Source organism: Allomuricauda ruestringensis DSM 13258, assembly GCF_000224085.1.
In the GTDB taxonomy this organism is placed as follows: domain Bacteria; phylum Bacteroidota; class Bacteroidia; order Flavobacteriales; family Flavobacteriaceae; genus Flagellimonas; species Flagellimonas ruestringensis.
The window spans coordinates 3,408,615-3,435,131 of record NC_015945.1; the positions used below are offsets into that span (position 1 = coordinate 3,408,615).

General features: G+C 39.5%; 29 protein-coding genes. 21 read left to right on the plus strand and 8 right to left on the minus strand.

The features are described from left to right. Positions 1 to 592: 592 nt before the first annotated feature. Positions 593 to 1,696, plus strand: coding sequence for a hypothetical protein (locus MURRU_RS15335; protein ID WP_148261525.1), 1,104 nt, complete (start codon positions 593 to 595; stop codon positions 1,694 to 1,696). Here MURRU_RS15335 and MURRU_RS18245 read toward each other — a convergent pair. After that, a complete protein-coding gene (locus MURRU_RS18245) occupies positions 1,685 to 1,834 on the minus strand; it encodes an AraC family transcriptional regulator (RefSeq protein ID WP_417870670.1) in 150 nt (49 codons plus the stop codon). The two genes, MURRU_RS15335 and MURRU_RS18245, sit on opposite strands and share 12 nt — an antisense overlap. 155 nt (positions 1,835 to 1,989) lie before the next feature. Here MURRU_RS18245 and MURRU_RS15340 point away from each other — a divergent pair, with 155 nt between their 5' ends. Continuing rightward, a complete protein-coding gene (locus MURRU_RS15340; RefSeq protein ID WP_014034393.1) occupies positions 1,990 to 2,199 on the plus strand; it encodes a hypothetical protein in 210 nt (69 codons plus the stop codon). 292 nt (positions 2,200 to 2,491) lie between these two features. Here the strand turns inward: MURRU_RS15340 and MURRU_RS15350 are convergent, their stop codons facing one another. The 7 genes from MURRU_RS15350 to porX all read right to left on the minus strand — a co-directional run bounded on the left by MURRU_RS15350 (position 2,492) and on the right by porX (position 7,786). Beyond that, on the minus strand, positions 2,492 to 2,977 hold the full coding sequence (locus tag MURRU_RS15350; protein ID WP_014034395.1) for a helix-turn-helix domain-containing protein: 486 nt from the start codon (positions 2,975 to 2,977) through the stop codon (positions 2,492 to 2,494). Between the two features lie 107 nt (positions 2,978 to 3,084). Beyond that, entirely contained in the window at positions 3,085 to 3,462 is a 378-nt protein-coding gene (locus MURRU_RS15355; RefSeq protein WP_014034396.1) for a hypothetical protein, read from the minus strand. 5 nt (positions 3,463 to 3,467) lie between these two features. Next, positions 3,468 to 4,667 (minus strand): alanine dehydrogenase, encoded by a 1,200-nt coding sequence (locus tag MURRU_RS15360; RefSeq protein ID WP_014034397.1) that lies wholly within the window; start codon positions 4,665 to 4,667, stop codon positions 3,468 to 3,470. Positions 4,668 to 4,874: 207 nt separating this feature from the next. Next, positions 4,875 to 5,414, minus strand: a complete 540-nt coding sequence (locus tag MURRU_RS15365) for a hypothetical protein (RefSeq protein ID WP_014034398.1) — start codon at positions 5,412 to 5,414, stop codon at positions 4,875 to 4,877. A gap of 94 nt (positions 5,415 to 5,508) precedes the next feature. Then, on the minus strand, positions 5,509 to 5,643 hold the full coding sequence (locus tag MURRU_RS18170; protein ID WP_014034399.1) for a hypothetical protein: 135 nt from the start codon (positions 5,641 to 5,643) through the stop codon (positions 5,509 to 5,511). 174 nt (positions 5,644 to 5,817) lie between these two features. Next, positions 5,818 to 6,234, minus strand: a complete 417-nt coding sequence (gene tsaE, locus MURRU_RS15370; RefSeq protein ID WP_014034400.1) for a tRNA (adenosine(37)-N6)-threonylcarbamoyltransferase complex ATPase subunit type 1 TsaE — start codon at positions 6,232 to 6,234, stop codon at positions 5,818 to 5,820. A 7-nt stretch (positions 6,235 to 6,241) separates the two neighbouring features. Continuing rightward, on the minus strand, positions 6,242 to 7,786 hold the full coding sequence (gene porX, locus MURRU_RS15375; protein ID WP_014034401.1) for a T9SS response regulator signal transducer PorX: 1,545 nt from the start codon (positions 7,784 to 7,786) through the stop codon (positions 6,242 to 6,244). Positions 7,787 to 7,823: 37 nt separating this feature from the next. Between porX and MURRU_RS15380 the strand changes: the two genes are divergently transcribed. From MURRU_RS15380 to hisF, 19 genes are all read left to right on the plus strand, one after another. After that, on the plus strand, positions 7,824 to 9,047 hold the full coding sequence (locus tag MURRU_RS15380; protein WP_014034402.1) for an HD domain-containing protein: 1,224 nt from the start codon (positions 7,824 to 7,826) through the stop codon (positions 9,045 to 9,047). 23 nt (positions 9,048 to 9,070) lie between these two features. Then, positions 9,071 to 10,105: a UDP-3-O-(3-hydroxymyristoyl)glucosamine N-acyltransferase gene (lpxD, locus tag MURRU_RS15385; protein WP_014034403.1), complete on the plus strand. Its 1,035-nt coding sequence runs from the start codon at positions 9,071 to 9,073 to the stop codon at positions 10,103 to 10,105. Beyond that, positions 10,089 to 11,501, plus strand: coding sequence for a bifunctional UDP-3-O-[3-hydroxymyristoyl] N-acetylglucosamine deacetylase/3-hydroxyacyl-ACP dehydratase (locus MURRU_RS15390; RefSeq protein WP_014034404.1), 1,413 nt, complete (start codon positions 10,089 to 10,091; stop codon positions 11,499 to 11,501). Before lpxD ends, MURRU_RS15390 begins: the two co-directional genes overlap by 17 nt. Further along, positions 11,502 to 12,287 carry an acyl-ACP--UDP-N-acetylglucosamine O-acyltransferase gene (gene lpxA / locus MURRU_RS15395; RefSeq protein WP_014034405.1) on the plus strand — a complete coding sequence of 262 codons (786 nt, stop codon included), beginning with the start codon at positions 11,502 to 11,504 and terminating at the stop codon, positions 12,285 to 12,287. It begins immediately after the preceding gene. A gap of 4 nt (positions 12,288 to 12,291) precedes the next feature. Next, complete coding sequence (gene efp, locus MURRU_RS15400) at positions 12,292 to 12,858, plus strand: elongation factor P (protein ID WP_014034406.1); 567 nt, start codon at positions 12,292 to 12,294, stop codon at positions 12,856 to 12,858. Between the two features lie 5 nt (positions 12,859 to 12,863). Next, positions 12,864 to 13,799: a UDP-3-O-(3-hydroxymyristoyl)glucosamine N-acyltransferase gene (locus tag MURRU_RS15405; protein WP_014034407.1), complete on the plus strand. Its 936-nt coding sequence runs from the start codon at positions 12,864 to 12,866 to the stop codon at positions 13,797 to 13,799. Between the two features lie 60 nt (positions 13,800 to 13,859). Next, the gene (gene sucD / locus MURRU_RS15410; RefSeq protein WP_014034408.1) at positions 13,860 to 14,732 is read left to right on the plus strand and encodes a succinate--CoA ligase subunit alpha; all 873 of its coding nucleotides are present in this window, start codon (positions 13,860 to 13,862) and stop codon (positions 14,730 to 14,732) included. A 297-nt stretch (positions 14,733 to 15,029) separates the two neighbouring features. After that, positions 15,030 to 15,779 (plus strand): 3-oxoacyl-[acyl-carrier-protein] reductase, encoded by a 750-nt coding sequence (gene fabG / locus MURRU_RS15415; protein WP_014034409.1) that lies wholly within the window; start codon positions 15,030 to 15,032, stop codon positions 15,777 to 15,779. A 5-nt stretch (positions 15,780 to 15,784) separates the two neighbouring features. After that, positions 15,785 to 17,818, plus strand: a complete 2,034-nt coding sequence (locus MURRU_RS15420; protein WP_014034410.1) for a vWA domain-containing protein — start codon at positions 15,785 to 15,787, stop codon at positions 17,816 to 17,818. Between the two features lie 12 nt (positions 17,819 to 17,830). Beyond that, entirely contained in the window at positions 17,831 to 18,646 is an 816-nt protein-coding gene (locus MURRU_RS15425; protein ID WP_014034411.1) for a prohibitin family protein, read from the plus strand. Between the two features lie 200 nt (positions 18,647 to 18,846). Beyond that, positions 18,847 to 19,704 carry an ATP phosphoribosyltransferase gene (hisG, locus tag MURRU_RS15430; protein ID WP_014034412.1) on the plus strand — a complete coding sequence of 286 codons (858 nt, stop codon included), beginning with the start codon at positions 18,847 to 18,849 and terminating at the stop codon, positions 19,702 to 19,704. Then, positions 19,704 to 20,987, plus strand: coding sequence for a histidinol dehydrogenase (gene hisD, locus MURRU_RS15435; RefSeq protein ID WP_014034413.1), 1,284 nt, complete (start codon positions 19,704 to 19,706; stop codon positions 20,985 to 20,987). Before hisG ends, hisD begins: the two co-directional genes overlap by 1 nt. Further along, positions 20,987 to 22,030, plus strand: coding sequence for a histidinol-phosphate transaminase (gene hisC, locus MURRU_RS15440; RefSeq protein WP_014034414.1), 1,044 nt, complete (start codon positions 20,987 to 20,989; stop codon positions 22,028 to 22,030). The genes hisD and hisC overlap by 1 nt, the downstream gene beginning before the upstream one ends. 2 nt (positions 22,031 to 22,032) lie before the next feature. Further along, on the plus strand, positions 22,033 to 23,169 hold the full coding sequence (gene hisB / locus MURRU_RS15445) for a bifunctional histidinol-phosphatase/imidazoleglycerol-phosphate dehydratase HisB (RefSeq protein ID WP_014034415.1): 1,137 nt from the start codon (positions 22,033 to 22,035) through the stop codon (positions 23,167 to 23,169). Between the two features lie 80 nt (positions 23,170 to 23,249). Further along, entirely contained in the window at positions 23,250 to 23,834 is a 585-nt protein-coding gene (gene hisH / locus MURRU_RS15450) for an imidazole glycerol phosphate synthase subunit HisH (protein WP_014034416.1), read from the plus strand. Between the two features lies 1 nt (position 23,835). Further along, on the plus strand, positions 23,836 to 24,252 hold the full coding sequence (locus MURRU_RS15455; protein ID WP_014034417.1) for a GNAT family N-acetyltransferase: 417 nt from the start codon (positions 23,836 to 23,838) through the stop codon (positions 24,250 to 24,252). Positions 24,253 to 24,255: 3 nt separating this feature from the next. Beyond that, on the plus strand, positions 24,256 to 24,984 hold the full coding sequence (gene hisA, locus MURRU_RS15460; protein WP_014034418.1) for a 1-(5-phosphoribosyl)-5-[(5-phosphoribosylamino)methylideneamino]imidazole-4-carboxamide isomerase: 729 nt from the start codon (positions 24,256 to 24,258) through the stop codon (positions 24,982 to 24,984). Then, positions 24,977 to 25,501 carry a DinB family protein gene (locus MURRU_RS15465; protein WP_014034419.1) on the plus strand — a complete coding sequence of 175 codons (525 nt, stop codon included), beginning with the start codon at positions 24,977 to 24,979 and terminating at the stop codon, positions 25,499 to 25,501. Before hisA ends, MURRU_RS15465 begins: the two co-directional genes overlap by 8 nt. Positions 25,502 to 25,711: 210 nt before the next feature. Beyond that, on the plus strand, positions 25,712 to 26,467 hold the full coding sequence (hisF, locus tag MURRU_RS15470; RefSeq protein ID WP_014034420.1) for an imidazole glycerol phosphate synthase subunit HisF: 756 nt from the start codon (positions 25,712 to 25,714) through the stop codon (positions 26,465 to 26,467). The last annotated feature ends 50 nt before the right edge of the window (positions 26,468 to 26,517 follow it).

A 26,517-nucleotide genomic window follows, 5' to 3' on the forward strand; every position in this document is an offset into this window, starting at 1 on the left:
GTATTTTTAATATCTATGGCACTTCCACTGTTTATGGAGTTTCAAAGAAATATTTCTGGAGGACATAATTTTGACGTTTACGATATTATTGCTTCCCTGATTAGTATGGTTTTTGTATATTTTTTTGTTGGAAGTAATCGTTTCATCAAGCCAATCAAACGAATGACATTAGATTGAATATGGATAATATAGAAAATAATAATATCTTCCATCATGAGTTTGAAGATTACATTCTCTCAGAACATTATCTTAAAAAGTGCAAGGCCATACGTGATAAAGCCGATAGAATCTATCACAAAAAAATAAACGCCCAAGACAAATACCTAAAGAGGAAGATTGTTCTCTTTCAAAAATGGATGTTCATATCTAACAAAAGGAGGGGACTACTGCTAAAGCAATATTCCAATTTGATTTATATTTCAAAATGCGTTCTTCGATAATTTCCATAAATTTCTTCTCTGCTATAATGTTGGGTGTATTCTACTTCTCAACCTTTCATGTAAGTTTTTCCCAAAACACTCAATCAAATGATAGCGCAGATGCGAAACACGTCTATGATTTCTCTGTTATTAATGGAGAAAACCTCTTTACCATGCGTCAGACAAACACAAACTATGTGTCGGCAAATAGGATTTTGGCCAGATTAATCAATAAAAAACCTTCTAAGGTTGACAGGTTCTTACAATTCGGGATTTCATTTCTTGGTGTCGCAGTAACCCACGAAGAAGGACATCGATCAATTTTAACAGACTTGGAGATAGGCTCGGTAAGCCAACCCTTTTCAATATTCAACGGAGCAGCCTATGTTAAGGGAGTGACAGATCAAACATTGATTGATTTAAGGGATAATAACCTAAATGATTATATCAGGCTGCACACGGCCGGATTGGAATCCGATTATGCTATCCTAACAAGAACAGAAACACTATTGGCTTTTGAAGAGGACAATTTTAAAAACCTTGGCATAGATTATCTAACAAGGAAAGCATCCATGATTGGTTATTACCTTACAAATTTGATTCCTGCCCTGTTTTCAGAGATGGAAGAAGAAGAAAATGAGTTGGAAAGGGATATTGTTGGGCATGACATATATGGTGCTATAAAAAACTTATACCGACCCAACGAAGAATTTTATAGATACACCAATTTTGATGATTTGACCGAGGAAGAAAAGAAATTTACCAGAAAAGTAGGCTGGTTGTCCATATTGAATTTAATCAACCCGATGCTGTTGGGAAAGAACAACTTCAAGTTTAACGAGAATTTAAAGGTAAATGCTGGGCTGGGATACACAATGGCTCCTTTTGGTGGTTACTTGGATGAGAATTTTTGGTTTAACTATAAAAACCGATATAAAATCCACTTTTATTTAAGACAATTTCATAACAAAGACAATATGTTTTGGGGTATGGGCATCAAACTTTTTAATCATTCGCTATTTGTCGATAAAATTATTTTAAACTCAGAACTCCATTATTGGAACCAACCTGAGAACTTGGATTTCTTCATCTCCAATTCCACATCAGGGGTAGGAGGAGCATTGGATCTAGGGTATAAAATTTTAAATGAAACCGAAAATGAGTCTAAGCTCTATTTAAATCTTGGCCTCAGTCACAAAACTCAAGGGTTTTTACCTGAATACACAAGTTTGGACAAACAAACAATGTTCAATCTAGGGTTTTCTTTAGCGTGGTAAATTTTTCCACTCATCCTCCAAAAGCCGCTTAAAAAACACTCCTGGTGTTATCCCAGTTTTGTTTTTAAACGTTTTTGTAAAAACACTTAAAGAATTAAACCCGTACATTTTGGCAATCTGGATTATGGACTCGGTAATATAAAACGATTACTCAAATTTTAACATTTTTTGCCTACTCACTCTCAAAATTTGAGAGTGGTAACTCCCATATTTGGAATGTAATCCAAAGCAGCGCGCAACAGAATTTCTGGCTTTGGTTACGGAAATTATTGTTTAACTAAAATTTATTTAAAATGAAAAGTTTAGAAAATTTTGGAGTTTGTGAGCTTAAGAAACTCGAAGTCAAAGAAATCAATGGTGGTAATATCTGGGGAAGACTAGTAAGAGCAGGAATAGCAGCTCTAGCTGCACTTCATGATCAGGTTTGCGATGGTGAAGGAAGATGCGAAATGTCATTAACACCAAATCAGTCAGCAGATTATTATAAATATAGAGCTATGTGATTATCCTTGAAAACAGTAAATTTTAAAATGCCAAACCAATAATATATTAAGTTGGTTTGGTATATTTATGTGACAAATTGCACATTATGTTTTGGAAAACTACTAAAGTCAAGCAACAAATGTTATCAAAAAGCGTAAGAATCATATTAACAACGATAATAATAGTAATTGCCATATTATCTCTTTTACACATAGATTTTGTGGGAAGAAAGATATTACTGTATGGCGGGATAATTTTAATTCTTGCAGAGAATGTCTATGCAATTTCAAAAAAGTAATTACTATAATTCCGTTATTCTTTTTCAGTTGTTCTTTCCCACTCATCCTCCAAAATCCGCTTAAAAAACACCCCTGGCGTTACCCCAGTTTTATTTTTGAACGTTTTTGTAAAAACACTTAACGAGTTAAACCCGTACATTTCGGCTATCTGGATCATGGATTTGGTTTTCACTATCTCCGGTTTTTCCTTTAAATGATTTATCGCATAAGTAATCCGAACATCTTTTAGGTAGCTTGCAAAATTTTGATTTTTATGGGTGTTTATTACTTTGGATAAGTAAGAACTGTTGGTGTTGAGTTCTTTGGCCAAACGGTGCAAGGTAATTTTGTTGTCCAAAAAGCCGTTTTGTTGTTCCCAAAAACTGAGCTTTTCCAAAATTTCTCCAACTAACTCTTCTTTTACTTTTGACCTTTTATTTATTGGAAAAGTTGAAGCAAACGATAATTTCTTTTTTGATACTCTACTGAGCTTATATTTAAGTACACCAAAATCAATCATGAAAAGAGTGTTTTTCTGTTTAGTCAGAAATATAACACTTGATTTGTGTAATTAGCTTACAAATTGACGAATGCCCCTTTTGAATTGATGGATAAGGCTATGAATTGTTATTCATTAATTTTCTCGACCTTTTCTAGTATAACTTCCTCCTCACAACTCTTGGCCTTTAATTCCAACTCTTCACCATTGTATTCATGTGAGATAAAATACGTCTTGCACGGTTCGGATTTGGTGTCACTTTTACCAAAATCCACGTCTCCATCCTCTAAAAAGGACTGGATCAGCAAAGAGTCTCGATATTGCTCGGGCAGGGATTCGGAGAAAGTCAAAGGTTTGGAACGCATATCCTTGAGCACCCTACAATTAGGGAAGTAGCAGAAATCCAACCCCTCTTCACCCGATTTTTTCTTCAAAATAAAAACCAAAAAAATCAATCCTATGGACAGTCCCACTAGGTACCATCCCAATCGTTTCAAAAATGCCATCTACATTAAAAAATAAGAAAATTAATATCGTTATAGCTCAAGCCGAACCAATCGCCCACAGATTTGTTGGTCAATATACCGTGGTACATGTAAAGTCCGTTGCGCAAGCCTTTATCAAACCGAAGTGAATGCTCCAGACCGCCCTCTTCGCCAATTTTCAATAAATAGGGCGTAAAAATATTACTTATGGAGATAGACGATGTTCTCGGATACCTCGATGGAATATTGGGAACACCATAATGGACCACCCCATATTTCTCAAAAGTGGGTTTTCTGTGTGTGGTCACCTCGGAGGTTTCAAAACAACCGCCCATGTCAATGCTCACATCAATGATCACCGCCCCTTTTTTCATGTTTTCCACCATGGAACAGGAAACAACCACAGGAGAACGGTCCTTTCCGCGGGTGGCGCCAATGGCAACATCGCAACGTTGCAAGGACTTGATTAAATTCTTGGGTTGCACCGTGGAGGTGTACAAAGTTTGGTTAAGGTTGGTTTGCAAATTTCTGAGTTTACTGATGGAATTGTCAAAGACCTTTACATTGGCTCCAAGCCCTAAGGCAGACCTGGCTGCAAACTCACCTACGGTTCCGGCTCCAATAATGACCACTTCAACAGGAGGTACCCCGCTAATATTTCCAAACATTAATCCGTTGCCCGTACTGGGGTTTGCCATCAATTCCGAGGCAATTAGAATGGAAGAGATTCCTGCAATTTCGCTCAACGACCGAACAGCTGGGTAGTTTCCATCATCATCCCGAATGTATTCGAAAGCGATGGCCGTGAGACGCTTTTTGGCCATGATCTCAAAATACTCCTTGTTCTGGGTCTTAATCTGCAAAGCAGAAATAACGATGGTCTGTGGATTTAATATATCTATTTCCGAAAGGGTAGGGGGCTCCACTTTTAAAATTAGGGGGCAAGAGAACACTTTTTTGGTATCCCTTGTAATCTCGGCCCCTGCATTCGTATAGTCCAGATCTGAAAAATTGGCACCATCACCAGCTCCGGATTCCACCAATACTCGATGTCCGTGTGCTGTAATGGCATTAACAGCATCCGGAGTAAGGCATACTCGCTTTTCTTGATACTGGTTTTCTTTTGGAATGCCTATAAAAAGTTCCCCCTTTTGTTTTACAACCTCTAAGGTTTCTTCTTGGGGGAGCAATTGTTGTTTGCTAAATGGAGATGAAGCTTGGCTCATAAACGGTAAATCTATTCGAACTCGTCTTGAGTTGTCATATTCAGTCGAAAATTAAAGATTTTGTGCCCGGATGAAGGCTTTTTTGAACCACATAGCAGCGCTACGGGGCGAGAAAAAGACAAAATGCGGGTGCAAAAGATAAATTTACAGCAAATATTGGGAACTCAAGACGAGTTCTCCACAATACCGCCAGGTATTAAAACAAATTTACATTTTTTTTGAAGCAGTCTTTTGACGTTGTTCCAGTTTCTCGCGTTCTTTGCGCAATTCTTCTTTTTCCTTGAGTATTTGGAGTTCGGTGTCCATGGCCTCCAAGTCGATACCGTGGACATGTTTATCAACTAATTTGACCCTTATAAAGTAGACAATTGGTACTACTACCATGGTAACAGCAATAACATACAAAATCTCATTTTCATCCAACTTACTGTTTTCATAATTCAACACATTGAAGAATTGAAAGCTATACATGGCTATGGGTATAAGAATTGCATGATACCACCAGTTCCTTGAAGTTATATACCAAATGACAAGTAACAGCAGAGGAACAATTTTATTGAAGTAATAATAAAAAGCATCACTTACATCGTTGAATCCATTGGCAGTAAATTCTATACCCAAAAAACTCCATGTTTCTTCAAGTGGCATGTACTTGTAGAAATAAAACATCAACGGGGTAATTGCTATCAATAGTGACAGAAACCCTTCAATAATAAACTTCTTCTTAACCGTAAATTTATCCTTCATTATTCTAAATAACTATAAAAATGAAAGATTATTGTAAAAAAAATAATCCCTTCTAAAAAAAAGGGATTATTGTTTGGTTTCGATAAAAAGAGTTCTACAATTTCTTGATGTCTTTTCTATCGATGCTCACTGTTTGATCTTTGTCAATTTTAACAACGCTTGTCGAAACAGCGGTCATTGCCAAAAATGCAACAGCTAGCAATCCAAAAAAAACTTTTTTAGTGTTCATCGTAAAAGAGTTTTTGGTTAATAAATGAATTCATTTCAGAACAAATGTAGGAAAATATTTCAACTTACCATGCTTTTTGTCGATAAAATTGGTTTTTAAACGAAAAAAACTTACACTTTATCGAAATAAGCTTGCTCTGAACAATAATTGCGATGAAGATACCGGGATGATTCCTTAAGAAATATTTAACTCGATTGAACGCGTGCTTTCCTCGACAAAGTGCAAGAATACCCCCACAGCATCATCAGGAAGCAAGGATGGGATTTTATTGGGCCACTCGATAAACAACCAAACATCTGAATTCAAATAATCCTCTAAGCCCATGTCCAAGGCTTCCATTTCATCATTTAGTCTGTAAAAATCAAAATGGTAAGCTATAGGGGTATCCTTATCATCATGGTATTCATTCACCAAACCAAAAGTGGGGCTATTGGCCAACTCCACAGCGCCAAGTTCCTTTACCAAGGCTTTTACCAAAGTGGTTTTGCCCACCCCCATATCGCCATATAGGCACAGCACCTTGTTTGGTGCTACCTGCAGCACTTCTTTGGCAACCTCATGGATTTCATCCAATGCAAAGTTTCTCTTCAAAATAGATTTATTTAGGATCCAAAACTACAAAAGGAACTATCATTTCTTCCAAGGAAACACCACCATGTTGATATGTGTTTCTGTAATAACTCACATAATGATTGTAGTTGTTCGGATAGGCAAAAAAGAGGTCGTTCTTGGCAAAAATGTAACTACTGCTCAAGTTGATGTTGGGCAAGTGAATCTCTTGCGGATTTTTGGTGGCCAACACATCTTTGTCCTGATAGGTAAGGCTTCTCCCTGTTTTATAACGAAGGTTCAAGCTGGTTTCTCTGTCACCAATTACCTTGGATGGCTGTTTTACATTGATGGTGCCATGATCCGTAGTCAAAATCAACTTCATTCCCAAATCCTGTGCCTGCTGGATAATTTCCAACAAGGGCGAATTTTTAAACCAGCTCAAGGTAAGGGAACGATAGGCTTTATCGTTGGCAGCAAGCTCTTTAACCACTTCCATTTCTGTTTTGGAGTGGGAGAGCATATCCACAAAATTGTAGACAACAACGGTTAGATCGTTATCTTTTTGGGATTTAAAGTTTTGGGCCAGTTGCTTACCTTGCTTAAGGTTGCTTATTTTATGGTATTCCCAATTAAGATTCAGCCCCAGTCGTTTTAACTGTGCTCCCAAGAACTCGGATTCGTGGAGGTTTTTACCCCCTTCGTCCGTATCGTTTTTCCACCAATTCGGATATTGTTTCTCCATTTCAGAGGGCATCAGGCCAGAAAAAAGGGCATTACGGGCATATTGCGTTGCTGTGGGGAGAATACTGAAATACGCGCACTCTTGCTTCTTTTTATAATGTGCCGATAACGTTTTCTCAAATGCCAACCATTGGTCGTACCGTAAATTATCAATCACAACCAAAAGCGTTTTGTTCTCTTCCAATTCGGGTTGAATCTTATTTTTAAATAGGGTGTGGGACATCACGGGAGCATCACCATCTCGAAACCAGCCTTTATAGTTTTTGTCCACAAACTTGCCAAACTGCGAATTGGCCTCTGTTTTCTGGGATTCCAATATCTCGAACATACCGGAGTCCTCAATATGTTCCAGCTCCAACTCCCAATAGATCAATTTTTTATAGAGTTCCACCCACTCTTCCTGCGTATTGATCATGGAAAGGTCCATCGCAATTTTTCGGAATTCCTGTTGATAGTTGGCAGTGGTTTTTTCAGAAACCAAACGGGAATTGTCCAAACTCTTTTTTAAAGAAAGAAGAATTTGATTGGGATTTACAGGTTTAATAAGGTAATCGGCAATTTTGGAACCAATGGCTTCGTCCATAATATATTCCTCTTCACTTTTGGTAATCATTACCACGGGAATGGAACCATCATACTTCTTTATTTCGGTCAACGTCTCCAAACCAGAAAGTCCGGGCATATTTTCATCGAGGAAAACAATATCAAAAAAAGTTTCTTTGATCTCTTCAAGGGCATCTTGGCCACTTTGACTAGTGACCACTTTGTAGCCTTTGCCTTCTAAAAATAATATGTGAGGTTTTAATAGGTCTATTTCATCATCGACCCAAAGAATTGTTATCTTGTTCATATAGTAGTTATCTTTGTGGGAAATAAAACAAAAAACTTTGGTAAAAACCAATAAGCTTAATGTTTTCAACGATCCAATTTACGGTTTTATTGGAACTCCCAACGAACTAATTTTTAGTCTGATCTCGCACCCTTACTTTCAAAGATTGAGGCGGATATCCCAAATGGGGCTCTCTTATTTAGTATATCCCGGAGCCCACCATACCCGGTTCCATCATGCGCTGGGAAGCATGCATTTAATGACTAAGGCCATTCAGGTTTTAAAGTTGAAAAATGTAGAAATAACCGATGAAGAGGAGAAAGGTTTATTGTGTGCCATTTTGTTGCACGATATCGGCCACGGTCCATTTTCCCATGCGCTGGAAGGTTTTGTTGCCAAAGAAATAAGCCACGAACAGATTTCCTTGAAATTTATGATGGAACTGAACAGGGAATTTGAAGGACAACTCGATATAGCCATTTCCATATTTAGGGGAGATTACCCTAAGCCTTTTTTAAATCAGTTGGTATCCAGTCAGTTGGACATGGACCGGTTAGATTACCTTAAAAGAGATAGTTTTTACTCAGGGGTTACCGAGGGGAACATTAATTCGGAACGGCTCATCTCCATGTTAAACGTAGTCAACGGTAATTTGGTGGTAGAGGAGAAGGCCATTTATGCCGTGGAAAAGTTTTTGATGGCTCGTAGGTTTATGTATTGGCAGGTTTACTTGCACAAAACAGGATTGGTGGCCGAGCAATTGTTGATTCGAATTATGCAACGGGCAAGACTGTTGTTGAGTAGAGGTGAAGATTTAATGGGAAGCCGACCATTATTGCTTTTTCTGAAAAATAATAGGGCACAGGCATTTAATAAGGAAGTTCTGGAAACTTTTGCGGAACTGGACGATATTGATGTTCTTGGTGCCTTGAAAAATTGGCAATTCCATGAAGATTTTGTGCTTTCCAAACTGTGCAAAATGATTTTGGACAGAAGACTTTTGCACGTTAAAATAAAAAAGAGACCCATGACTCCTGAAAAAATGACCGAAAAGTTGGATTGGATCATAGAAAAGCATGATCTTTCAGTTGAAGAAGCTTCCAATTTTGTGTTTCAAGGAGAAATATCCAATAAAGCCTATAGCAAGGATGAGGCTATTCAAATTTTAAAAAAGAACGGGAAAATATCGGATGTTTTAAAGGAGTCGGACCAGCTTAGCCTAAAAGCGCTGGCCAAAACCGTCACCAAATATTACAGCTGTTACCCAAAGAAAGCCGTTTAACAAATTTTGTTACTTTTGCACCAATGAAATTTACAGCTACCCAAATTGCCGGAATCTTAGAAGGGGAAGTTGAGGGAAATCCTCAAATCGCTGTCCATAAATTGTCCAAGATAGAAGACGGTGAAAAAGGGTCTTTGACCTTTTTGGCCAACCCAAAATATACATCGTACATATATTCTACCAAGGCATCAATAACTATTGTAAACAAGGATTTTATTCCAGAGCAGGAAATTTCTACCACACTTATTAAGGTAGATGATGCCTATAAATCCTTTTCCAAATTATTGGAATACTACAATCAAGTTAAAAACAACAAGATAGGGGTTGAAAACCCTTGTTACATTTCCGAAAGTGCAAACTACGGCGAAGGTTTTTACTTAGGTGCTTTTGCCTATTTGGGAGATAATGTTAAAATCGGGGATAACGTCAAAATATACCCCAATGCTTATGTGGGCGACAATGTGGTTATTGGCGATAATGTTATCGTTTTTGCCGGGGCCAAGATCTATTCAGAAACCATTATAGGTAGCAATTGTGTTATCCATGGTGGTGCGATCATTGGGGCAGATGGGTTTGGTTTTACACCAAATTCTAATGGAGAATACAGCAAAGTACCGCAGACTGGCAACGTAATAATTGAAGATAATGTGGATGTAGGCGCGGGAACTACCATAGACCGTGCTACTTTAGGTTCCACTATTTTGAGAAAAGGTGTGAAACTGGATAATCAAATCCAAATAGCACATAATGTAGAAATTGGCGAAAATACCGCCATTGCGGCCCAAACAGGGGTTGCCGGTTCCACCAAAATAGGAAAAAACTGCTTGATTGGCGGTCAAGTGGGCATTGTGGGCCATATCATCATAGGTGATAGGGTACGCATTCAGGCCCAATCCGGAATCGGAAGAAACGTAAAAGATGATGAAGTCCTCCAAGGATCACCAGCATTGAACTATGGAGACTTCAACAAATCATATGTACACTTTAAGAATTTGCCGAAATTGGCAAATCAAATCTCCAACATAGAAAAAAGAGTTGAAGGTGAGCAAACCAAGTAACAAACAACGCACCATAGCCAAAAAAGTAACGCTACAAGGTGTAGGGCTACATACGGGCGAAAACGTAAGCATGAGTTTTCTTCCTGCCGATGAGAATCACGGCTATGCATTCAAGAGAATAGATTTGGAAGGGGAACCCATAATTGAAGCCGATGCGAATTATGTGGTAAATACCCAGCGTGGCACCAATCTGGAAAAGAATGGCGTTAAAATCCACACCTCGGAGCATGTGCTTGCAGCCCTGGTCGGTTTGGATATCGACAACGTCCTAATTGAATTGGATGCCCCGGAGCCTCCCATCATGGACGGTTCTTCCAAGTTTTTTGTTGAGGCGTTGGAAGAAGCAGGTATAGTGGAGCAAGATGAGGAGCGTGAAGAATTTGTGGTAAAAGATGTTATTTCCTATAGAGATGAAGCCACAGGAAGCGAAATTACCGTAATTCCTGCGAATGAATACCAAGTAACTACAATGGTGGATTTTGGCACCAAGGTTTTGGGCACACAAAATGCCACTTTGGAAAAAATGTCCGATTTTAAAGAGCAAATAGCAGACTCACGTACCTTTAGTTTTCTTCATGAACTGGAAATGTTACTGGAAAATGGCCTGATCAAGGGAGGTGACCTCAATAATGCCATTGTTTATGTGGATAAAGAGATATCGGAATCCACAATGAAGAAATTGGAGAAGGCCTTTAACAAAGAAAAACTATCCGTAAAGCCCAACGGTATTTTAGATAACCTTACCCTACACCATCCAAATGAAGCGGCACGGCACAAGTTGCTGGACGTGATTGGGGATTTGGCCTTGACAGGCACCCGGATCAAGGGTAAAGTAATCGCAAACAAACCTGGCCATTTTGTGAACACACAGTTTGCAAAAAAGTTGTCCAAAATCATTAAAATAGAAAAAAGGAACAAAGTTCCCAGCTATGATTTGAATCAAGAGCCTTTGCTTAACGTGAATCAAATTATGGAGAGATTGCCTCACCGACCACCGTTTTTGTTGGTTGATAAAATCTTGGAACTGTCCGACACCCATGTGGTCGGGGTTAAGAACGTGACGATGAACGAACCTTTTTTCGTAGGTCACTTTCCGGGAGCTCCTGTAATGCCAGGGGTTTTGCAAGTAGAGGCGATGGCTCAAACTGGTGGGATACTTGTTTTGAGCACCGTTCCAGACCCAGAGAACTACCTAACTTTCTTCATGAAAATTGATAAGGTAAAGTTCAAGCAACAAGTGGTGCCAGGCGACACTTTAATATTTAAATGCGATTTAATCTCTCCTATACGTAGAGGTATTTGTCACATGCAAGCCTATGCTTATGCCAATGGTAAATTGGTGTCCGAGGCAGAGTTAATGGCACAAATCGTAAAAACAAAAAATACAGATTCGTAAATGAACCAACCATTAGCATATGTACACCCCGGGGCCAAAATTGCCAAAAATGTGGTAATTGAACCCTTTACCACCATACATAATAATGTAACCATTGGGGAGGGAACGTGGATTGGTTCCAACGTAACCATAATGGAGGGTGCCAGAATCGGAAAAAATTGCAGCATTTTTCCAGGTGCCGTAATCTCCGCAATGCCCCAAGATTTAAAATACCAAGGAGAGGATACCACCGTCGTAATTGGAGATAATACCACAATTAGGGAATGTGCCACCATAAACAAAGGGACTTCCGACCGAATGAAAACGGTTATCGGAAATAATTGTTTGATCATGGCCTATTGCCACGTAGCACACGACTGTTTTGTTGGCGATGGTTGTATTTTTAGTAACAATTCAACTTTAGCGGGACACGTTACAATAGGTCAAAATGTAGTATTGGCGGGAATGGTTGCCGTACATCAGTTTGTTTCTATCGGAAACCATGCCTTTGTAACGGGTGGATCATTAGTTCGTAAAGATGTACCACCATACGTAAAAGCGGCCAGGGAACCTTTATCTTATGTGGGGATCAACTCCATTGGATTGCGCAGAAGAGGTTTTGAAGCCGATAAAATCCGTGAGATTCAAAATATTTACAGATTACTATATCAACAAAACTATAACAATTCCCAAGCTGCGTCCATTATCGAAGCTGAGATGGAAGCAACCCCGGAAAGGGATGAAATCCTTCAATTCATCAGGGATTCGCAACGAGGAATTATGAAAGGTTATTTCAGTTCAAATTAAGTTTATGGCAAGTACTTCAGATATAAGAAAAGGATTGTGCATTAAGTACAACCACGACATTTACAAAATTATAGAGTTTCTTCACGTAAAACCAGGTAAGGGACCCGCTTTTGTCCGTACCAAACTAAAAAGTGTTACCTCGGGCAAAGTGGTGGACAATACATTTTCTGCAGGACACAAAATTGAAGATGTCCGTGTAGAAACACGTTCGTACCAATTTTTGTACAATGATGGTGAAACGTATCATTTTATGAATACAGATGATTACACCCAGATTGCTTTGCAAAAAGATGCCTTGGATGCTTCCGATTTGCTAAAAGAAAGCGAAGTGGTGACCATTATCTTCAACGCAGAGGACAATAATCCGCTTTCCGTAGAAATGCCAACGAGTGTTGTATTGGAGGTAACCCATACCGAACCAGGTGTAAAAGGAAATACAGCTACAAATGCAACAAAACCGGCCACCGTGGAAACTGGAGCCACCATCAATGTGCCGCTTTTTATTAACGAAGGCGACAGAATAAAGATTGATACGGAGAAAGCAGCCTATTTGGAACGGGCCAAAGAATAGCTTGAATGAAATTCCCTAAAACCTATACCTTAAAGGAAATATCGGAGATCATTGATGCCGACTTTGTAGGAAATGAAGATTTCCCTGTTTTTGGTATGAATGAAATCCATGTGGTAGAGGAAGGCGATATCGTATTTGTGGACCATCCAAAATATTACGATAAAGCCTTACTGTCCAACGCTACCATCGTGCTCATCAACAAAGTGGTGGATTGTCCCGAGGGCAAGGCCTTACTTGTTTCTGATGACCCTTTCAGGGATTTCAACAAATTGACCCATCATTTTAAACCTTTTGAAAGTGCCAGTTCTTCCATTTCAGATTCAGCACAAATAGGAGAGGGAACCGTAATTCAACCCAATGTTTTTATAGGCAATCATGTAAAGATTGGTGAAAATTGCATCGTTCATTCCAATGTAAGCATTTATGATGGATGCATCATTGGTGACAACGTAACTATTCATGCAGGTACTGTTTTAGGAGCCGATGCATTCTATTATAAGAACAGACCCGAAGGTTTTGATAAGCTAATTTCTGGAGGAAACGTGGTAATTGAAAACAATGTGGACATTGGAGCTTCTTGTACCATAGACCGTGGAGTAACAGGTTCGACCACCATTAAGGAAGGTTCCAAGCTGGATAATCAAATCCAAGTAGGCCACGATACAGTTATCGGGAAGAAATGTTTGATTGCATCCCATGTGGGTATTGCAGGCTGTGTCATCATCGAAGATGAAGTTACCTTGTGGGGACAGGTTGGAGTCATAAGTGGCGTCACCATTGGCAAGAAAGCGGTGATATTGGCCCAATCCGGCATTTCAAAATCACTTAAAGGAGGTAAAACCTATTTTGGCTCCCCAGCAGAAGAAGCACGTGAAAAATTGAAACAAATCGCATCCATTAAAAGGATTCCAGAAATCTTGAAAAAACTGAAAAAGATTTAAGAAATCAATAGATAAAAACTTTAGTAAACCATATTTTTGTATCTACATTAAGTAAAATATATGAGCGTCTTAGTAAACAAGGATTCAAACATAATTGTACAAGGATTTACCGGTAGTGAAGGAACATTTCATGCCGAACAAATGATTGAATACGGAACCAACGTGGTTGGTGGTGTGACCCCCGGTAAAGGTGGTCAGGAACATTTGGGAAAACCAGTTTTCAATACAGTGGAAGATGCTGTAAAAGAAGTTGGTGCCGACACCACGATTATTTTTGTTCCGCCCGCATTTGCTGCGGATGCCATTATGGAAGCTGCCGATGCCGGAATCAAGGTAATCATTACCATTACCGAAGGTATTCCAGTAGCGGATATGGTAAAAGCCAACGATTACATTAAGGATTTTGACTGCACTTTGATCGGTCCTAACTGTCCTGGTGTTATCACGCCTGGTGAAGCCAAAGTTGGTATTATGCCCGGATTTGTCTTCAAAAAAGGAAAAGTAGGTATCGTTTCCAAATCAGGAACACTTACTTACGAAGCGGCCGACCAAGTAGTTCGCCAAGGATTGGGAATTACAACAGCCATCGGAATCGGTGGAGACCCCATCATCGGAACCACTACTAAACAAGCTGTTGAACTGTTGATCAATGACCCTGAAACCGAATGTGTTGTTATGATCGGTGAAATTGGTGGTCAATTGGAAGCCGAAGCAGCAAGATGGTACAAAGAGAGCGGTAGTAAAAAGCCTATTGTTGGTTTTATTGCTGGTGAAACCGCTCCTGCAGGACGTACCATGGGGCATGCCGGTGCCATTGTAGGTGGTAGCGACGATACGGCCCAAGCCAAGAAGAAAATTATGCACGATTGTGGTATCCATGTAGTGGATTCACCCGCGGAAATTGGTGTAAAAGTGAAGGAAGTGGTTGGGTAACCAACCGTTAAAACCATACTAAATCCCGTTTTATGCGGGATTTTTTTTCGACTAAACGTAAAACAACAACTATATTTGACCCGTTTTGTATTTTGAACATACAAAATAGTTCTAGGTGTCAGTTCGAGTGATTTTGAGAAACGAAAAATCGTATCGAGAACTTTTTAGATAAAAATTCTGTTTCTCGATACAAATTTCACTCCTGCTGTCGTGAAATCCACTCGAAATGACAAATTTTAGCAAAATGAACAACAACAACTATAATTTGGTTAATAACCATTCAAACACAATCATTGTATGCAACTTTTGGAAGGGAAAAACGTAATCATAACAGGAGCCAGTAGGGGAATTGGTAAAGGAATTGCCGAAGTATTTGCAAAACATGGTGCAAATGTGGCTTTTACCTACAGTTCCAGTGAAGCTCCAGCCTTGGAACTGGAAAAAGAACTGACCCAAATGGGCGTAAAGGCCAAGGCCTATAAAAGTAATGCTGCCAGTTTTGAAGAATCTGAAGCCCTCGTGGCCAAAGTTTTGGAAGATTTTGATGGCAGAATCGATGTGCTCATCAATAACGCTGGTATTACAAAAGACAATTTGTTGATGCGTATGGGCGAAGATGATTTTGATAAAGTCATCGAAATCAATCTAAAATCAGTATTCAATATGACCAAAGCTGTGCAACGTACGATGTTGAAGCAGCGTAAAGGTTCCATTATCAACATGAGTAGTGTGGTAGGTGTTAAAGGTAATGCTGGACAAACCAACTATGCCGCATCCAAAGCGGGTATGATTGGCTTCACCAAATCCGTAGCCTTGGAATTGGGATCTAGAAACATCCGTTGTAACGCCATCGCCCCAGGATTTATCGAAACTGAAATGACCGAGAAATTGGACGAAAAAGTAGTTCAAGGTTGGAGAGAAGGCATTCCATTAAAACGCGGAGGTAACCCTGAAGATGTGGCAAATGCCTGTGTGTTCTTGGCATCCGACTTATCGGGTTATATTACAGGACAGGTATTGAATGTTGATGGTGGTATGTTAACATAGAATGAATGGATTTACGCACGGTACTACTTATTGTTTTAGCAGTTGCTGCCGCGCTTGCCATAGTATTTTTTCAATACTTTTATAAGAACCCGAGAAAAGGTTCGCTTAAAATAATATTGGCCGCATTGAGGTTTGTTACCTTATTTTGTGGCCTTTTGCTTTTGATAAACCCAAAATTTGTCAACAAGGATTATTTTCTTGAAAAAGCAAACCTTATCCTGTTAGTGGACAATTCCACTTCCATGGAAGATGCTTCTACCACTTCGGAGATTTCCCAAGCCATTGCCCAAATTAAAGCTGATGATGATTTAAATGAACGGTTTACCATCCATCAATACGGGTTTGGAAATACAATAGCAGTAACGGATTCCGTAAGTTTTAACCAAGGAAATACCGATGTTTCCAATGCCCTTTCAACTTTAAATGATGTTTTTGTGAACGGAACCAATGCCCTTGTTATGTTTTCCGATGGAAATCAAACACTCGGCAGGGATTACGAATACATCAGCCTGAATAAAAATTCAACAATAAACCCCGTCGTGGTTGGAGACACCGCGCAGTATGAGGATATTTCCGTCGGTTTAATAAACGTAAACAAATACGCTTTTTTAAGAAATAGCTTCCCGATTGAGACCTCTGTTCGGTATCAAGGTTCTCGACCTGTTTCCAGTACGGTTACCATTTTCATAAATGGGAATAGGGTGCATCAAGAACGGGTAAGCCTAAATAGCACCAAAAACAGTCAAACCTTAAATACGTTGGTCGAGGCACAAAGTGTGGGCATCAAAACCATCAAAATTGAGGTGGGTGCGTTGGAAAATGAACGGAACACCGCTAACAACAGCAAGGAAACCGCCATTGAGGTAATCGATGAAAAAACCAATGTTGCCATAGTTTCGGATATGCTACATCCAGATATAGGCGCGTTAAAAAAATCCATCGAGTCCAATGAGCAACGTTCGGTTACCCTGGTAAAACCAAATGCAAGTCAGTCTGTTCTAGCGGAATCCGATATTATAATTCTGTATCAGCCCAATCGGAATTATAGAAGTGTCTATGAATTTCTGGAAAATTCAGGGGCCAATTATTTTACAATAACAGGAAGCAAAACCGATTGGAATTTTTTGAACAGGATACAAGAAAGCTATACCATTACGGGAAGTACACAACCAGAAGAAATTTTGCCAGTTTTAAACAATGCCTTTGGCCTGTTTGGTTTAGGTGAATTTACGGTTGACGGATTTCCGCCCTTGAATGGAACTCTTGGGGATATTCAACTCAATAAGGATAACGAAACCGTTATGTTCCAGCAATTACAGGGGGTTAATTTGGATAAGCCTTTGTTCACCATTCTCACGGAATCCAATCAAAAGGAAGCCGTACTCTTTGGAGAGAATCTTTGGCGCTGGCGCGCACAGGTATATCGTAATGACCAAAGTTTTCAAAAGTTTGATGACTTTATGGGAAGTTTGATGGTGTATCTGGGTTCCAACAGACAGCGGAGCCGATTGGAGTTGGATTACGAGCTAGTTTTTGACAACGCTAGTATGGCCAAAATTAGAGCTTCGTATTTTGATGAAAGCTACCAATTTGATGCCGATGCCAATATTTCCATCGCTATTAAGGGTAAGGACAATGATTTTTCCAGAGTGTCCCCTATACTTTTAAAAGGTTCTTTTTATGAGGTGGATTTGAGTGATTTGGAGGCTGGGGAATATAATTTCACCGTTACCGTGCAAGACGAAAACCTGAACCGTTCGGGAACATTTAGAATATTGGATTTTAATCCCGAAAAGCAATTGGTCTCTGCCAACTACAAAAAATTGGGGCGTTTAGCAGCTAATAATAAGGGGCAACTGTACTTTTTGGATAAACTCGAAGACTTACGATCCGACTTATCATCTTCCAATGAATTTCTTCCTGTCCAAAAAAGCAGGGATAATGTTGTATCTTTGATAGATTTCCGTATTTTATTGGGATTGATGGTTCTTTCCCTAGCTGCGGAATGGTTCATCAGAAAATATAACGGATTAATATAAAACCATTTATACATGGATAAATTACCTAAAATTGCATTACCTGCTTTAGCAGGAATTATTTTTATTATCATTTTCGCATCAAGGTCTACCATAACTATTGGTTCTGGTGAGGCCGGGGTGTTGTACAAATATTTCGGCGGAGGTGTTGTTACCGACGAACCGCCTTTGGGGGAAGGTTTTCACTTGGTGGCTCCATGGAACAAAGTCTTTATTTATGAAGTGCGTCAACAAGAAAAACTTGAAAAAATGAACGTACTTTCTTCCAACGGGTTGGATATAAAACTGGAAGCTTCTGTTTGGTTTCAGCCAAAATCTGAAGACCTTGGAAAACTGCATCAAGAAAAAGGGGAACAGTATATAGACCGTGTGCTATTGCCTGCAATTCGTTCGGCTGCCCGTAGCGTGGTTGGGCGATATACACCGGAACAATTGTACTCAAGTAAGCGAGATGCAATTCAACAGGAGATTTTTGAGGAAACGCAAAAAATTGTGGACGACCAATACGTTCAATTAAATGAAATACTGGTACGCGATGTTACATTACCTCCCACTATTAAAGATGCCATTGAACGTAAATTAAGGCAAGAACAAGAATCGTTGGAGTATGAGTTTAGATTGGTGACCGCCGAAAAAGAAGCTCAAAAAGTTCGTATTGAAGCACAAGGTAAGGCAGATGCCAACCAAATATTGAGTGCCTCTCTTACCGATAAGATATTGCAGGACAAAGGGATAGATGCCACATTAAAGCTCGCGGAATCACCCAATGCAAAAATAGTTGTAGTAGGGTCGGGGGATGACGGTTTACCATTAATTTTGGGAAATAACTAAATTCCTCTTTTTTGATATAAAAATATATTCTATTTTTGGAGCGTAATGAGAAACAAAAACACACATCATCATTTTTATACTTGCCCTCAAGCGAGATAGAAATGTATTGTTGTTTTTAAAATATATTCTAACCCGTTTGAGAAATCAAACGGGTTTTATTTTTTGTACCCATTTGGTTTTTCAGACAAAACGATTGAAAAATGACAAAAATTAGGATTGCTGTTCAAAAAAGCGGCCGTTTAAACGAGGATTCCCTCAAAATTTTAAAAGACTGCGGTATTTCCATAGATAATGGTAAAGACCAACTAAAGGCTACTTCCCGTAATTTTCCTTTGGAAGTATTTTATTTAAGGAACGGGGATATTCCCCAATACCTTAGGGATGGAGTAGTGGACATTGCCATTATAGGTGAAAATGTGCTTATTGAAAAAGGAAAGGATATTTCCATTGCGGAGCGATTGAACTTTTCCAAATGTCGTGTCTCCCTTGCCGTACCCAAAAATGTTTCCTACAATTCCATTACGGATTTTGAAGGCAATAAAATCGCAACATCATACCCGAATACAGTAAAAGAATATTTGGCGTCAAAAGGAGTTACGGCCGACCTGCACATTATCAACGGTTCTGTGGAAATTGCCCCAAATATTGGTTTGGCTTACGGTATCTGTGACATTGTTTCGAGCGGAAGCACACTTTTTAAAAACAATTTGAAAGAGGTGGAAGTCATGCTAAAAAGCGAGGCAGTTCTTGCAGTATCTCCCACAATTTCTGAAGAGCACAAAGAATTACTTAGAAAGATTCAATTCAGAATCAAATCCGTATTGCAGGCGCGCCAAAACAAATATGTGTTGATGAATGCACCAAATGATAAATTGGATAAAATTATTTCCATTCTCCCTGGAATGCGAAGCCCCACGGTTTTGCCCTTGGCAGAAGAGGGATGGAGTTCCGTGCACACCGTGATCAACCGGGAAACTTTTTGGGAGGTCATCGATGAATTGAAGGAAGCCGGAGCCGAAGGAATCTTGGTTTGTCCTATTGAAAAAATGGTACTGTAATGCAGCGTATCAATTATCCACAGCAAAGTGATTGGGCCGAAATATTGAAGCGACCCACGCAAACTGTTTCCGATATTGAAGAAATTGTCAACAGTATTTTTAAAGAGGTGAAATCTGATGGCGATACCGTTATCAAAAAGTGTACAGACCGGTTTGACCAAGTGAAGTTGGATGCACTTTCGGTATCTCCTTCAGAAATTAAAATAGCTAATGATGCCGTTTCAGATGCCCTAAAACAAGCTATCAACCTAGCAAAGGTCAATATCGAAAAATTCCATGCAGCTCAAAAAACTTCCAAAGTTGAAGTAGAAACGATGCCTGGTGTGGAATGCTGGCAGGAAAAACGCCCTATTCAAAAAGTAGGTTTGTACATACCCGGCGGCACAGCTCCCTTATTTTCTACTATTTTGATGTTGGCAATTCCGGCTAAATTGGCTGGTTGTGAGGAAATTGTACTCTGCACCCCACCCGATAAAAATGGAGAAATCAATCCAGCGATTTTATACACGGCCCAACTTTGTGGCGTAACACGGATTTTTAAAGTTGGCGGTATTCAGGCTATTGCAGGAATGACCTTTGGTACGGAAAGCATCCCAAAAGTGTATAAAATATTTGGTCCGGGAAACCAATATGTGACCGTTGCCAAGCAATTGGCCACTAAATATGGGGTAGCGATAGATATGCCAGCGGGGCCAAGTGAGCTTTTGGTGGTTGCGGATGATTCAGCGAACGCTGCTTTTGTAGCTTCGGATTTGTTAAGTCAAGCCGAACACGGGGTGGACAGTCAGGTAATTTTGGTATCCACTTCAGAAAAATTGATTGAGGCAGTTGAAGAGGAAATCGAAAGTCAGCTACAGCAGTTGCCGAGAGCGGAAATAGCTCGCAAATCGATTGGCAATAGTAGATTGATTTTGGTGAAGAATGACCAAGAAGCTATGGATTTGATCAATGAATATGGTCCGGAGCACTTTATTGTTTGTATGGGAAATGAGGCGTTTTACCTCGAAAACATCCAGAATGCGGGCTCTGTGTTTATCGGCAATTATACGCCCGAGAGTGCAGGTGATTACGCTTCGGGCACCAATCATACCCTGCCTACCAACGGATATGCCAAGCAATACAGCGGGGTGAATCTGGATAGTTTTATGAAGAGCATGACTTTTCAAAAAATATCCGAAAAGGGAATCCAAGGCATCGGAAGTGCCATAGAGCTTATGGCAGAGGCCGAGGGATTACAGGCGCACAAAAATGCGGTAACCTTACGATTGAAAAGTTTGAAATAATGAAAGTGTTTGAGTTAAATAAATTGGTTAGGGAATCGGTTCGCAAGTTGCAACCGTATTCCTCCGCACGGGACGAATATGTTTCCGATGGCTCGGAAATGATATTTCTGGATGCCAACGAAAACCCTTTTGATAACGGGGTCAACCGCTACCCAGACCCGTATCAACGAAGTTTAAAATCCCTTTTGGCCGAACAAAAAGGAGTATCGGAAAGCCAAATTTTACTTGGAAACGGTAGTGACGAAGTTTTGGATTTGATTTACAGGGCTTTTTGTGAACCCAATCAAGATAACATTATCACATTACCACCCACTTATGGAATGTACAAAGTGTTGGCAGGCATCAATTCCGTGGAGAACAAAGAAGTTTTGTTGACTACTGATTTTCAGCCGAATGTGGATGAAATTCTAGCGACAGTCGATACAAACACCAAGCTTCTCTTTATTTGCTCACCCAACAATCCTACGGGAAACTCCTTTAAAAAAGAAGGAATTGAAGAGTTATTGAAATCATTCAATGGATTAATGGTAATTGACGAAGCCTACATTGATTTTTCAAAGGATGAAAGTTGGTTGTCACAATTAAAACAGTACCCCAACTTGATTGTTACCCAAACCCTGTCCAAAGCTTATGGCTTAGCGGGCATTAGGCTAGGTATTTGCTATGCATCGGAAGAAATAATCGCTGTTTTAAACAAAATCAAACCACCATACAATGTCAATCAATTGACTCAGCAAAGAGCACTACAACGCGTGTTGAATCAGGATTTGGTTAATCAAGAAGTAAAACAAATTCTTCAAGAAAGAGCTGAATTAATCAAAGCATTGAACAGTTTAAAATTTGTGGAACAACTATATCCATCCGATGCTAATTTTGTGTTGGCCAAAGTTGATAATGCCGACAAACGCTACCAACAATTGTTGAAAAAACAGGTGGTAGTGCGCAACCGAAGTACGCAACCGCTTTGCGAAAACACGCTGCGATTTACCGTGGGCACACCAGAAGAGAACAAAAAATTGATAGCCATTTTAAAAGAATTATAGTAATGGGCAAGAAAGTACTATTTATTGATCGGGATGGGACGATCATCAAAGAAACTGCCGATGAGCAGATTGATGCCTTTGAGAAACTAGATTTTTATCCCAAAACCTTTACCTATTTGGGCAAAATCGCCAAGGAATTGGATTATGAATTGGTGATGATCACCAACCAAGATGGGTTGGGCACCGACATTTTCCCAGAAGATACGTTTTGGCCTGTGCAAAACTTTATCATCAGAGCTTTTGAAAATGAAGGGGTTGTTTTTGATAAGGTTTTTATAGACAGAACATTTCCAAAGGACAATGCAGATACCCGTAAACCAGGTACAGGAACGTTAACTTCTTATTTTTCTGAAGAGTATGATTTAGAGAATTCTTTCGTGATCGGTGACCGATTGACGGACATGGAATTGGCCAAAAACCTCGGAGCTAAAGGAATCTTTATCAATGATGAAACTCATCTGGGCACAGGAGAAATTACTGTGAAACGTGAAGCTTTGGATGAATATATTGCTCTGGAAAGCAATGATTGGGAAAAAATCTATGAATTTCTCAAATTGGAAAATCGGATTGCAGAAATATCCCGAAAAACCAATGAAACCGACATTAAAATCAAAATAAACCTCGATGGAACCGGAAAGAGTGACATCAACACAGGTTTGGCTTTTTTCGACCACATGTTGGACCAATTGGCGCGGCATGGCCAAATGGATTTGAACATTAAGGTGGATGGGGACTTGGAGGTGGATGAACACCATACCATCGAAGACACCGCTATCGCCCTGGGAGAGTTGTTCTCCAAAGCCTTGGGCAACAAACTGGGAATTGAACGCTATGGTTTTGCTTTGCCTATGGATGATTGTCTGGCACAGGTTGCCATAGATTTTGGTGGGAGAAACTGGTTGGTTTGGGACACCAAATTCAAACGTGAAAAAGTAGGGGATGTGCCCACAGAAATGTTTATGCACTTTTTTAAATCGTTCACCGATGGTGCCAAGGCCAATTTGAACATTAAAGCCGAAGGTACCAACGAGCACCATAAAATCGAGGCTATTTTCAAAGCTTTTGCCAAGTCAATTAAAATGGCGGTAAAACGGGATGCGGAGAAAATGGTTTTGCCATCAACCAAAGGAATGTTGTAAACCCCAATCATTTCGAAAGAGCTTGCGACTGAGAAATCTAGATTTCTCCCTTCGATCGAAATGACAATAAACAAGTATAAATGAAATTAGTAATCATAGATTACGGAGCAGGAAACATCCAGAGCATCATGTTTGCTATTAAACGCCTTGGTTTTGAGGCTGTTTTAAGCCATGATGCAGAAGAAATCCGAAATGCAGATAAGGTGATATTCCCAGGTGTTGGGGAAGCGAGTTCGGCCATGGCAAAGTTGAAAGCCACAGGGTTGGACAAGTTGATTCCTACATTAAAACAGCCCGTTCTGGGGATTTGTTTGGGTATGCAGTTGATGTGTCATTCATCCGAAGAGGGCAATACCGAAGGTTTGGGAATTTTTGACTTGGATGTGGTTAAATTTTCCAACAACGTTAAAGTTCCACAAATTGGATGGAACCAAATTTCAGGTTTAAAAAGTAAGCTATTCACCAATATTCCAGAGAAATCATACATCTATTTGGTACACAGTTTTTATGCCCCGATCGGGAAAGAAACCATTGCAACTTCGGAATATGACCTAACTTACAGTGCTGCTTTGCAAAAGGATAATTTTTACGGAGTACAGTTTCACCCAGAAAAGAGCAGTGATGTGGGTAGTCAAATATTAAACAACTTTTTAACAATTGTCTGATATGGAGTTCCTTATATCAACGGACAAGGATAAATTGGATATCCCAAAGATTCACGAAGAAGTTGCATCGACATATTGGGGAAAGGGCAGGAGCATGGAACAAACGCTGATGACCATTGAAAAAAGTGTCTGTTTTGGGATGTATGCTGAAAATGGAGAACAAATTGCTTATACCAGAATAATGACCGACGGACTGGTTTTTGCCTACATTATGGATGTCGTCGTCTTTGACCCCTATAAAGGAAAAGGACTCGGAAAAAAGCTGATTAAGCATATTTTGGACCGCCCCGATGTTAGTAAAGTCAATACAGTAGCATTAAAAACAAAAGATGCCCACAGCTTTTATGAAACCTTAGGCTTTAAAAGAATAGGGGATTCGGAAATGTGGATGTCAATAGACCGAGTAAAATACGATTAGAAAATGAGATTGATTCCAGCAATAGACATCATTGAAGGAAAATGTGTTCGGCTTTCCAAAGGAGATTATGACACTAAAAAGATATATAACGAAAATCCGTTGGAAGTAGCCAAGGAGTTCGAGGCTCATGGAATTAGGTATTTACATTTAGTAGATTTGGATGGGGCTAAATCCAAGCACATTGTTAATCATAAGGTATTGGAGACCATCGCATCAAAAACCAATTTGCAAATAGATTTTGGGGGAGGGTTAAAGACCGATAAAGATCTACGCATTGCTTTTGAAAGTGGCGCCCATCAAATTACTGGCGGAAGTATTGCCGTAAGAGACCAAGAAACTTTTTTAAGTTGGTTGAAAAATTTTGGCCCAGATAAAATTATTTTAGGAGCTGATGCCAATAACGAAAAAATTGCAGTTTCAGGTTGGCAAGAAGAATCTGAGCAAGAATTGTTACCTTTTATTCAATTTTACCAAAAAGCGGGTATTGTGTACGTGATTTGCACGGATATTAGTAAAGATGGTATGTTGCAAGGCCCTGCTTTTGAGCTCTATAAAAAGATATTGGACAATACTTCTGATATCAAATTAATCGCTAGTGGAGGTATTTCTTCATTTGATGAGTTGCCAAAACTTGCTGAAATTGGTTGTGATGGCACCATTATAGGAAAGGCCATTTATGAAAACAGAATCAGTTTAAAACAATTGGAACATTACATTCTCGAAAATGGATAAGGAAAAAGAACTCCAGGAAGAATTGGTTTGGAACGCAGGCTACCGTATGAACGAAAGCCTCCGTATGATCAAAATTTGTTTGGAACAGTTGTCGGAAGAGCAGGTTTGGGAAAAACCAAATGAATCTAGTAACAGTATTGCCAATCTCATCCTTCATCTGTGCGGAAATATTACCCAATATGGGATTGCCTCCATCCAAAATTTAGATGACGAACGGAAAAGAGATGAAGAATTTTCAACTGAATCGGGCTATACTAAAGCAGGGCTTATCCAAAAATTGGAAGATACCATATCTGATGCCAAAAGAGCATTTTATGATGCTCCGCTCAAAGAACTTTTGCGTAAAAGAAATGTTCAAAGCTTCAACTTTTCTGGTGTAGGCAATATTATCCATGTCACGGAGCATTTGTCTTATCATACAGGACAGATAGCACTTTGGACTAAAATTTTACAGAACAAAGATTTAGGGTTTTATGGAGACGTAGACCTAAATGTCAAGAATGAAACTGAAAATTAGGTATTTATGAACTACGTCATGCTGAACTTGTTTCAGCATCTCATAGCCCTTTAAGCCAATCAGGATGGGACCCTGAAACGAGTTCAGGGTGACGACCAAAAATTATGAGGATAAATATTAAAAAAAGATACGTCATGCAGAACTCGTTTCAGCATCTCATCATCTATAAAACCTATTTTGAGAGGAACACAAGATGACAAAAAAGAAATTATGCTTACAAAAAGAATCATACCCTGTCTCGATATTAAAAACGGACGGACCGTAAAGGGAATCAACTTTGTTGACCTCAGGGATGCGGGCGATCCCGTGGAATTGGCAGAAATCTATGCCAAAGAAGGAGCTGATGAATTGGTTTTTTTGGATATTTCAGCCACCGAGGAAAAGCGAAAGACCTTGGCCGAGTTGGTATATCATGTTGCAGAGACCATCAATATACCTTTTACCGTTGGCGGAGGAATTTCATCTGTGGAAGATGTGGATATTCTGCTGAAAAACGGGGCTGACAAGGTTTCCATAAATTCATCAGCGGTAAAAAGACCTGATTTGATCAATGAACTGGTAGCGAAATTCGGTTCGCAGTGCGTTGTTGTAGCAATAGATGCCAAACAAATCGATGGACAATGGAAAGTTCATTTGGTAGGAGGGAAGGTTCCCACGGAACTAGACCTTTTTGAATGGGCCAAGGAAGTGGAAGAACGTGGAGCAGGTGAAATTTTATTCACTTCCATGGACCACGATGGCACTAAAAACGGGTTTGCCAACAAAGCCTTAGCGCATTTGTCAGGTTTGGTGAACATTCCTGTGATTGCATCAGGTGGAGCTGGTACCGTTTCACACTTTATAGATACTTTTAAGGATGGAAAGGCTGATGCAGCATTAGCTGCCAGTGTTTTTCATTTTAAGGAAATCGAAATCAACACACTAAAAGAAAAATTAAAGCAAGAGGGAATTCCTGTAAGAATATAAAATCCACATCTCGACGCTCCTTCCACTACGCTCAGAATGACATCTCGATG

What these genes read in the sequence shown, in the direction of transcription:
- MURRU_RS15335 (WP_148261525.1), top strand. Translation starts at nt 593, where the DNA reads ATGCGTCAGACAAACACAAACTATGTGTCGGCAAATAGGATTTTGGCC.
- MURRU_RS15340 (WP_014034393.1), top strand. Translation starts at nt 1,990, where the DNA reads ATGAAAAGTTTAGAAAATTTTGGAGTTTGTGAGCTTAAGAAACTCGAA.
- MURRU_RS15350 (WP_014034395.1), bottom strand. Translation starts at nt 2,977, where the DNA reads ATGATTGATTTTGGTGTACTTAAATATAAGCTCAGTAGAGTATCAAAA.
- MURRU_RS15355 (WP_014034396.1), bottom strand. Translation starts at nt 3,462, where the DNA reads ATGGCATTTTTGAAACGATTGGGATGGTACCTAGTGGGACTGTCCATA.
- MURRU_RS15360 (WP_014034397.1), bottom strand. Translation starts at nt 4,667, where the DNA reads ATGAGCCAAGCTTCATCTCCATTTAGCAAACAACAATTGCTCCCCCAA.
- MURRU_RS15365 (WP_014034398.1), bottom strand. Translation starts at nt 5,414, where the DNA reads ATGAAGGATAAATTTACGGTTAAGAAGAAGTTTATTATTGAAGGGTTT.
- MURRU_RS18170 (WP_014034399.1), bottom strand. Translation starts at nt 5,643, where the DNA reads ATGAACACTAAAAAAGTTTTTTTTGGATTGCTAGCTGTTGCATTTTTG.
- porX (WP_014034401.1), bottom strand. Translation starts at nt 7,786, where the DNA reads ATGAACAAGATAACAATTCTTTGGGTCGATGATGAAATAGACCTATTA.
- lpxD (WP_014034403.1), top strand. Translation starts at nt 9,071, where the DNA reads ATGAAATTTACAGCTACCCAAATTGCCGGAATCTTAGAAGGGGAAGTT.
- lpxA (WP_014034405.1), top strand. Translation starts at nt 11,502, where the DNA reads ATGAACCAACCATTAGCATATGTACACCCCGGGGCCAAAATTGCCAAA.
- efp (WP_014034406.1), top strand. Translation starts at nt 12,292, where the DNA reads ATGGCAAGTACTTCAGATATAAGAAAAGGATTGTGCATTAAGTACAAC.
- MURRU_RS15405 (WP_014034407.1), top strand. Translation starts at nt 12,864, where the DNA reads ATGAAATTCCCTAAAACCTATACCTTAAAGGAAATATCGGAGATCATT.
- sucD (WP_014034408.1), top strand. Translation starts at nt 13,860, where the DNA reads ATGAGCGTCTTAGTAAACAAGGATTCAAACATAATTGTACAAGGATTT.
- fabG (WP_014034409.1), top strand. Translation starts at nt 15,030, where the DNA reads ATGCAACTTTTGGAAGGGAAAAACGTAATCATAACAGGAGCCAGTAGG.
- MURRU_RS15420 (WP_014034410.1), top strand. Translation starts at nt 15,785, where the DNA reads ATGGATTTACGCACGGTACTACTTATTGTTTTAGCAGTTGCTGCCGCG.
- MURRU_RS15425 (WP_014034411.1), top strand. Translation starts at nt 17,831, where the DNA reads ATGGATAAATTACCTAAAATTGCATTACCTGCTTTAGCAGGAATTATT.
- hisG (WP_014034412.1), top strand. Translation starts at nt 18,847, where the DNA reads ATGACAAAAATTAGGATTGCTGTTCAAAAAAGCGGCCGTTTAAACGAG.
- hisD (WP_014034413.1), top strand. Translation starts at nt 19,704, where the DNA reads ATGCAGCGTATCAATTATCCACAGCAAAGTGATTGGGCCGAAATATTG.
- hisC (WP_014034414.1), top strand. Translation starts at nt 20,987, where the DNA reads ATGAAAGTGTTTGAGTTAAATAAATTGGTTAGGGAATCGGTTCGCAAG.
- hisB (WP_014034415.1), top strand. Translation starts at nt 22,033, where the DNA reads ATGGGCAAGAAAGTACTATTTATTGATCGGGATGGGACGATCATCAAA.
- hisH (WP_014034416.1), top strand. Translation starts at nt 23,250, where the DNA reads ATGAAATTAGTAATCATAGATTACGGAGCAGGAAACATCCAGAGCATC.
- MURRU_RS15455 (WP_014034417.1), top strand. Translation starts at nt 23,836, where the DNA reads ATGGAGTTCCTTATATCAACGGACAAGGATAAATTGGATATCCCAAAG.
- hisA (WP_014034418.1), top strand. Translation starts at nt 24,256, where the DNA reads ATGAGATTGATTCCAGCAATAGACATCATTGAAGGAAAATGTGTTCGG.
- MURRU_RS15465 (WP_014034419.1), top strand. Translation starts at nt 24,977, where the DNA reads ATGGATAAGGAAAAAGAACTCCAGGAAGAATTGGTTTGGAACGCAGGC.
- hisF (WP_014034420.1), top strand. Translation starts at nt 25,712, where the DNA reads ATGCTTACAAAAAGAATCATACCCTGTCTCGATATTAAAAACGGACGG.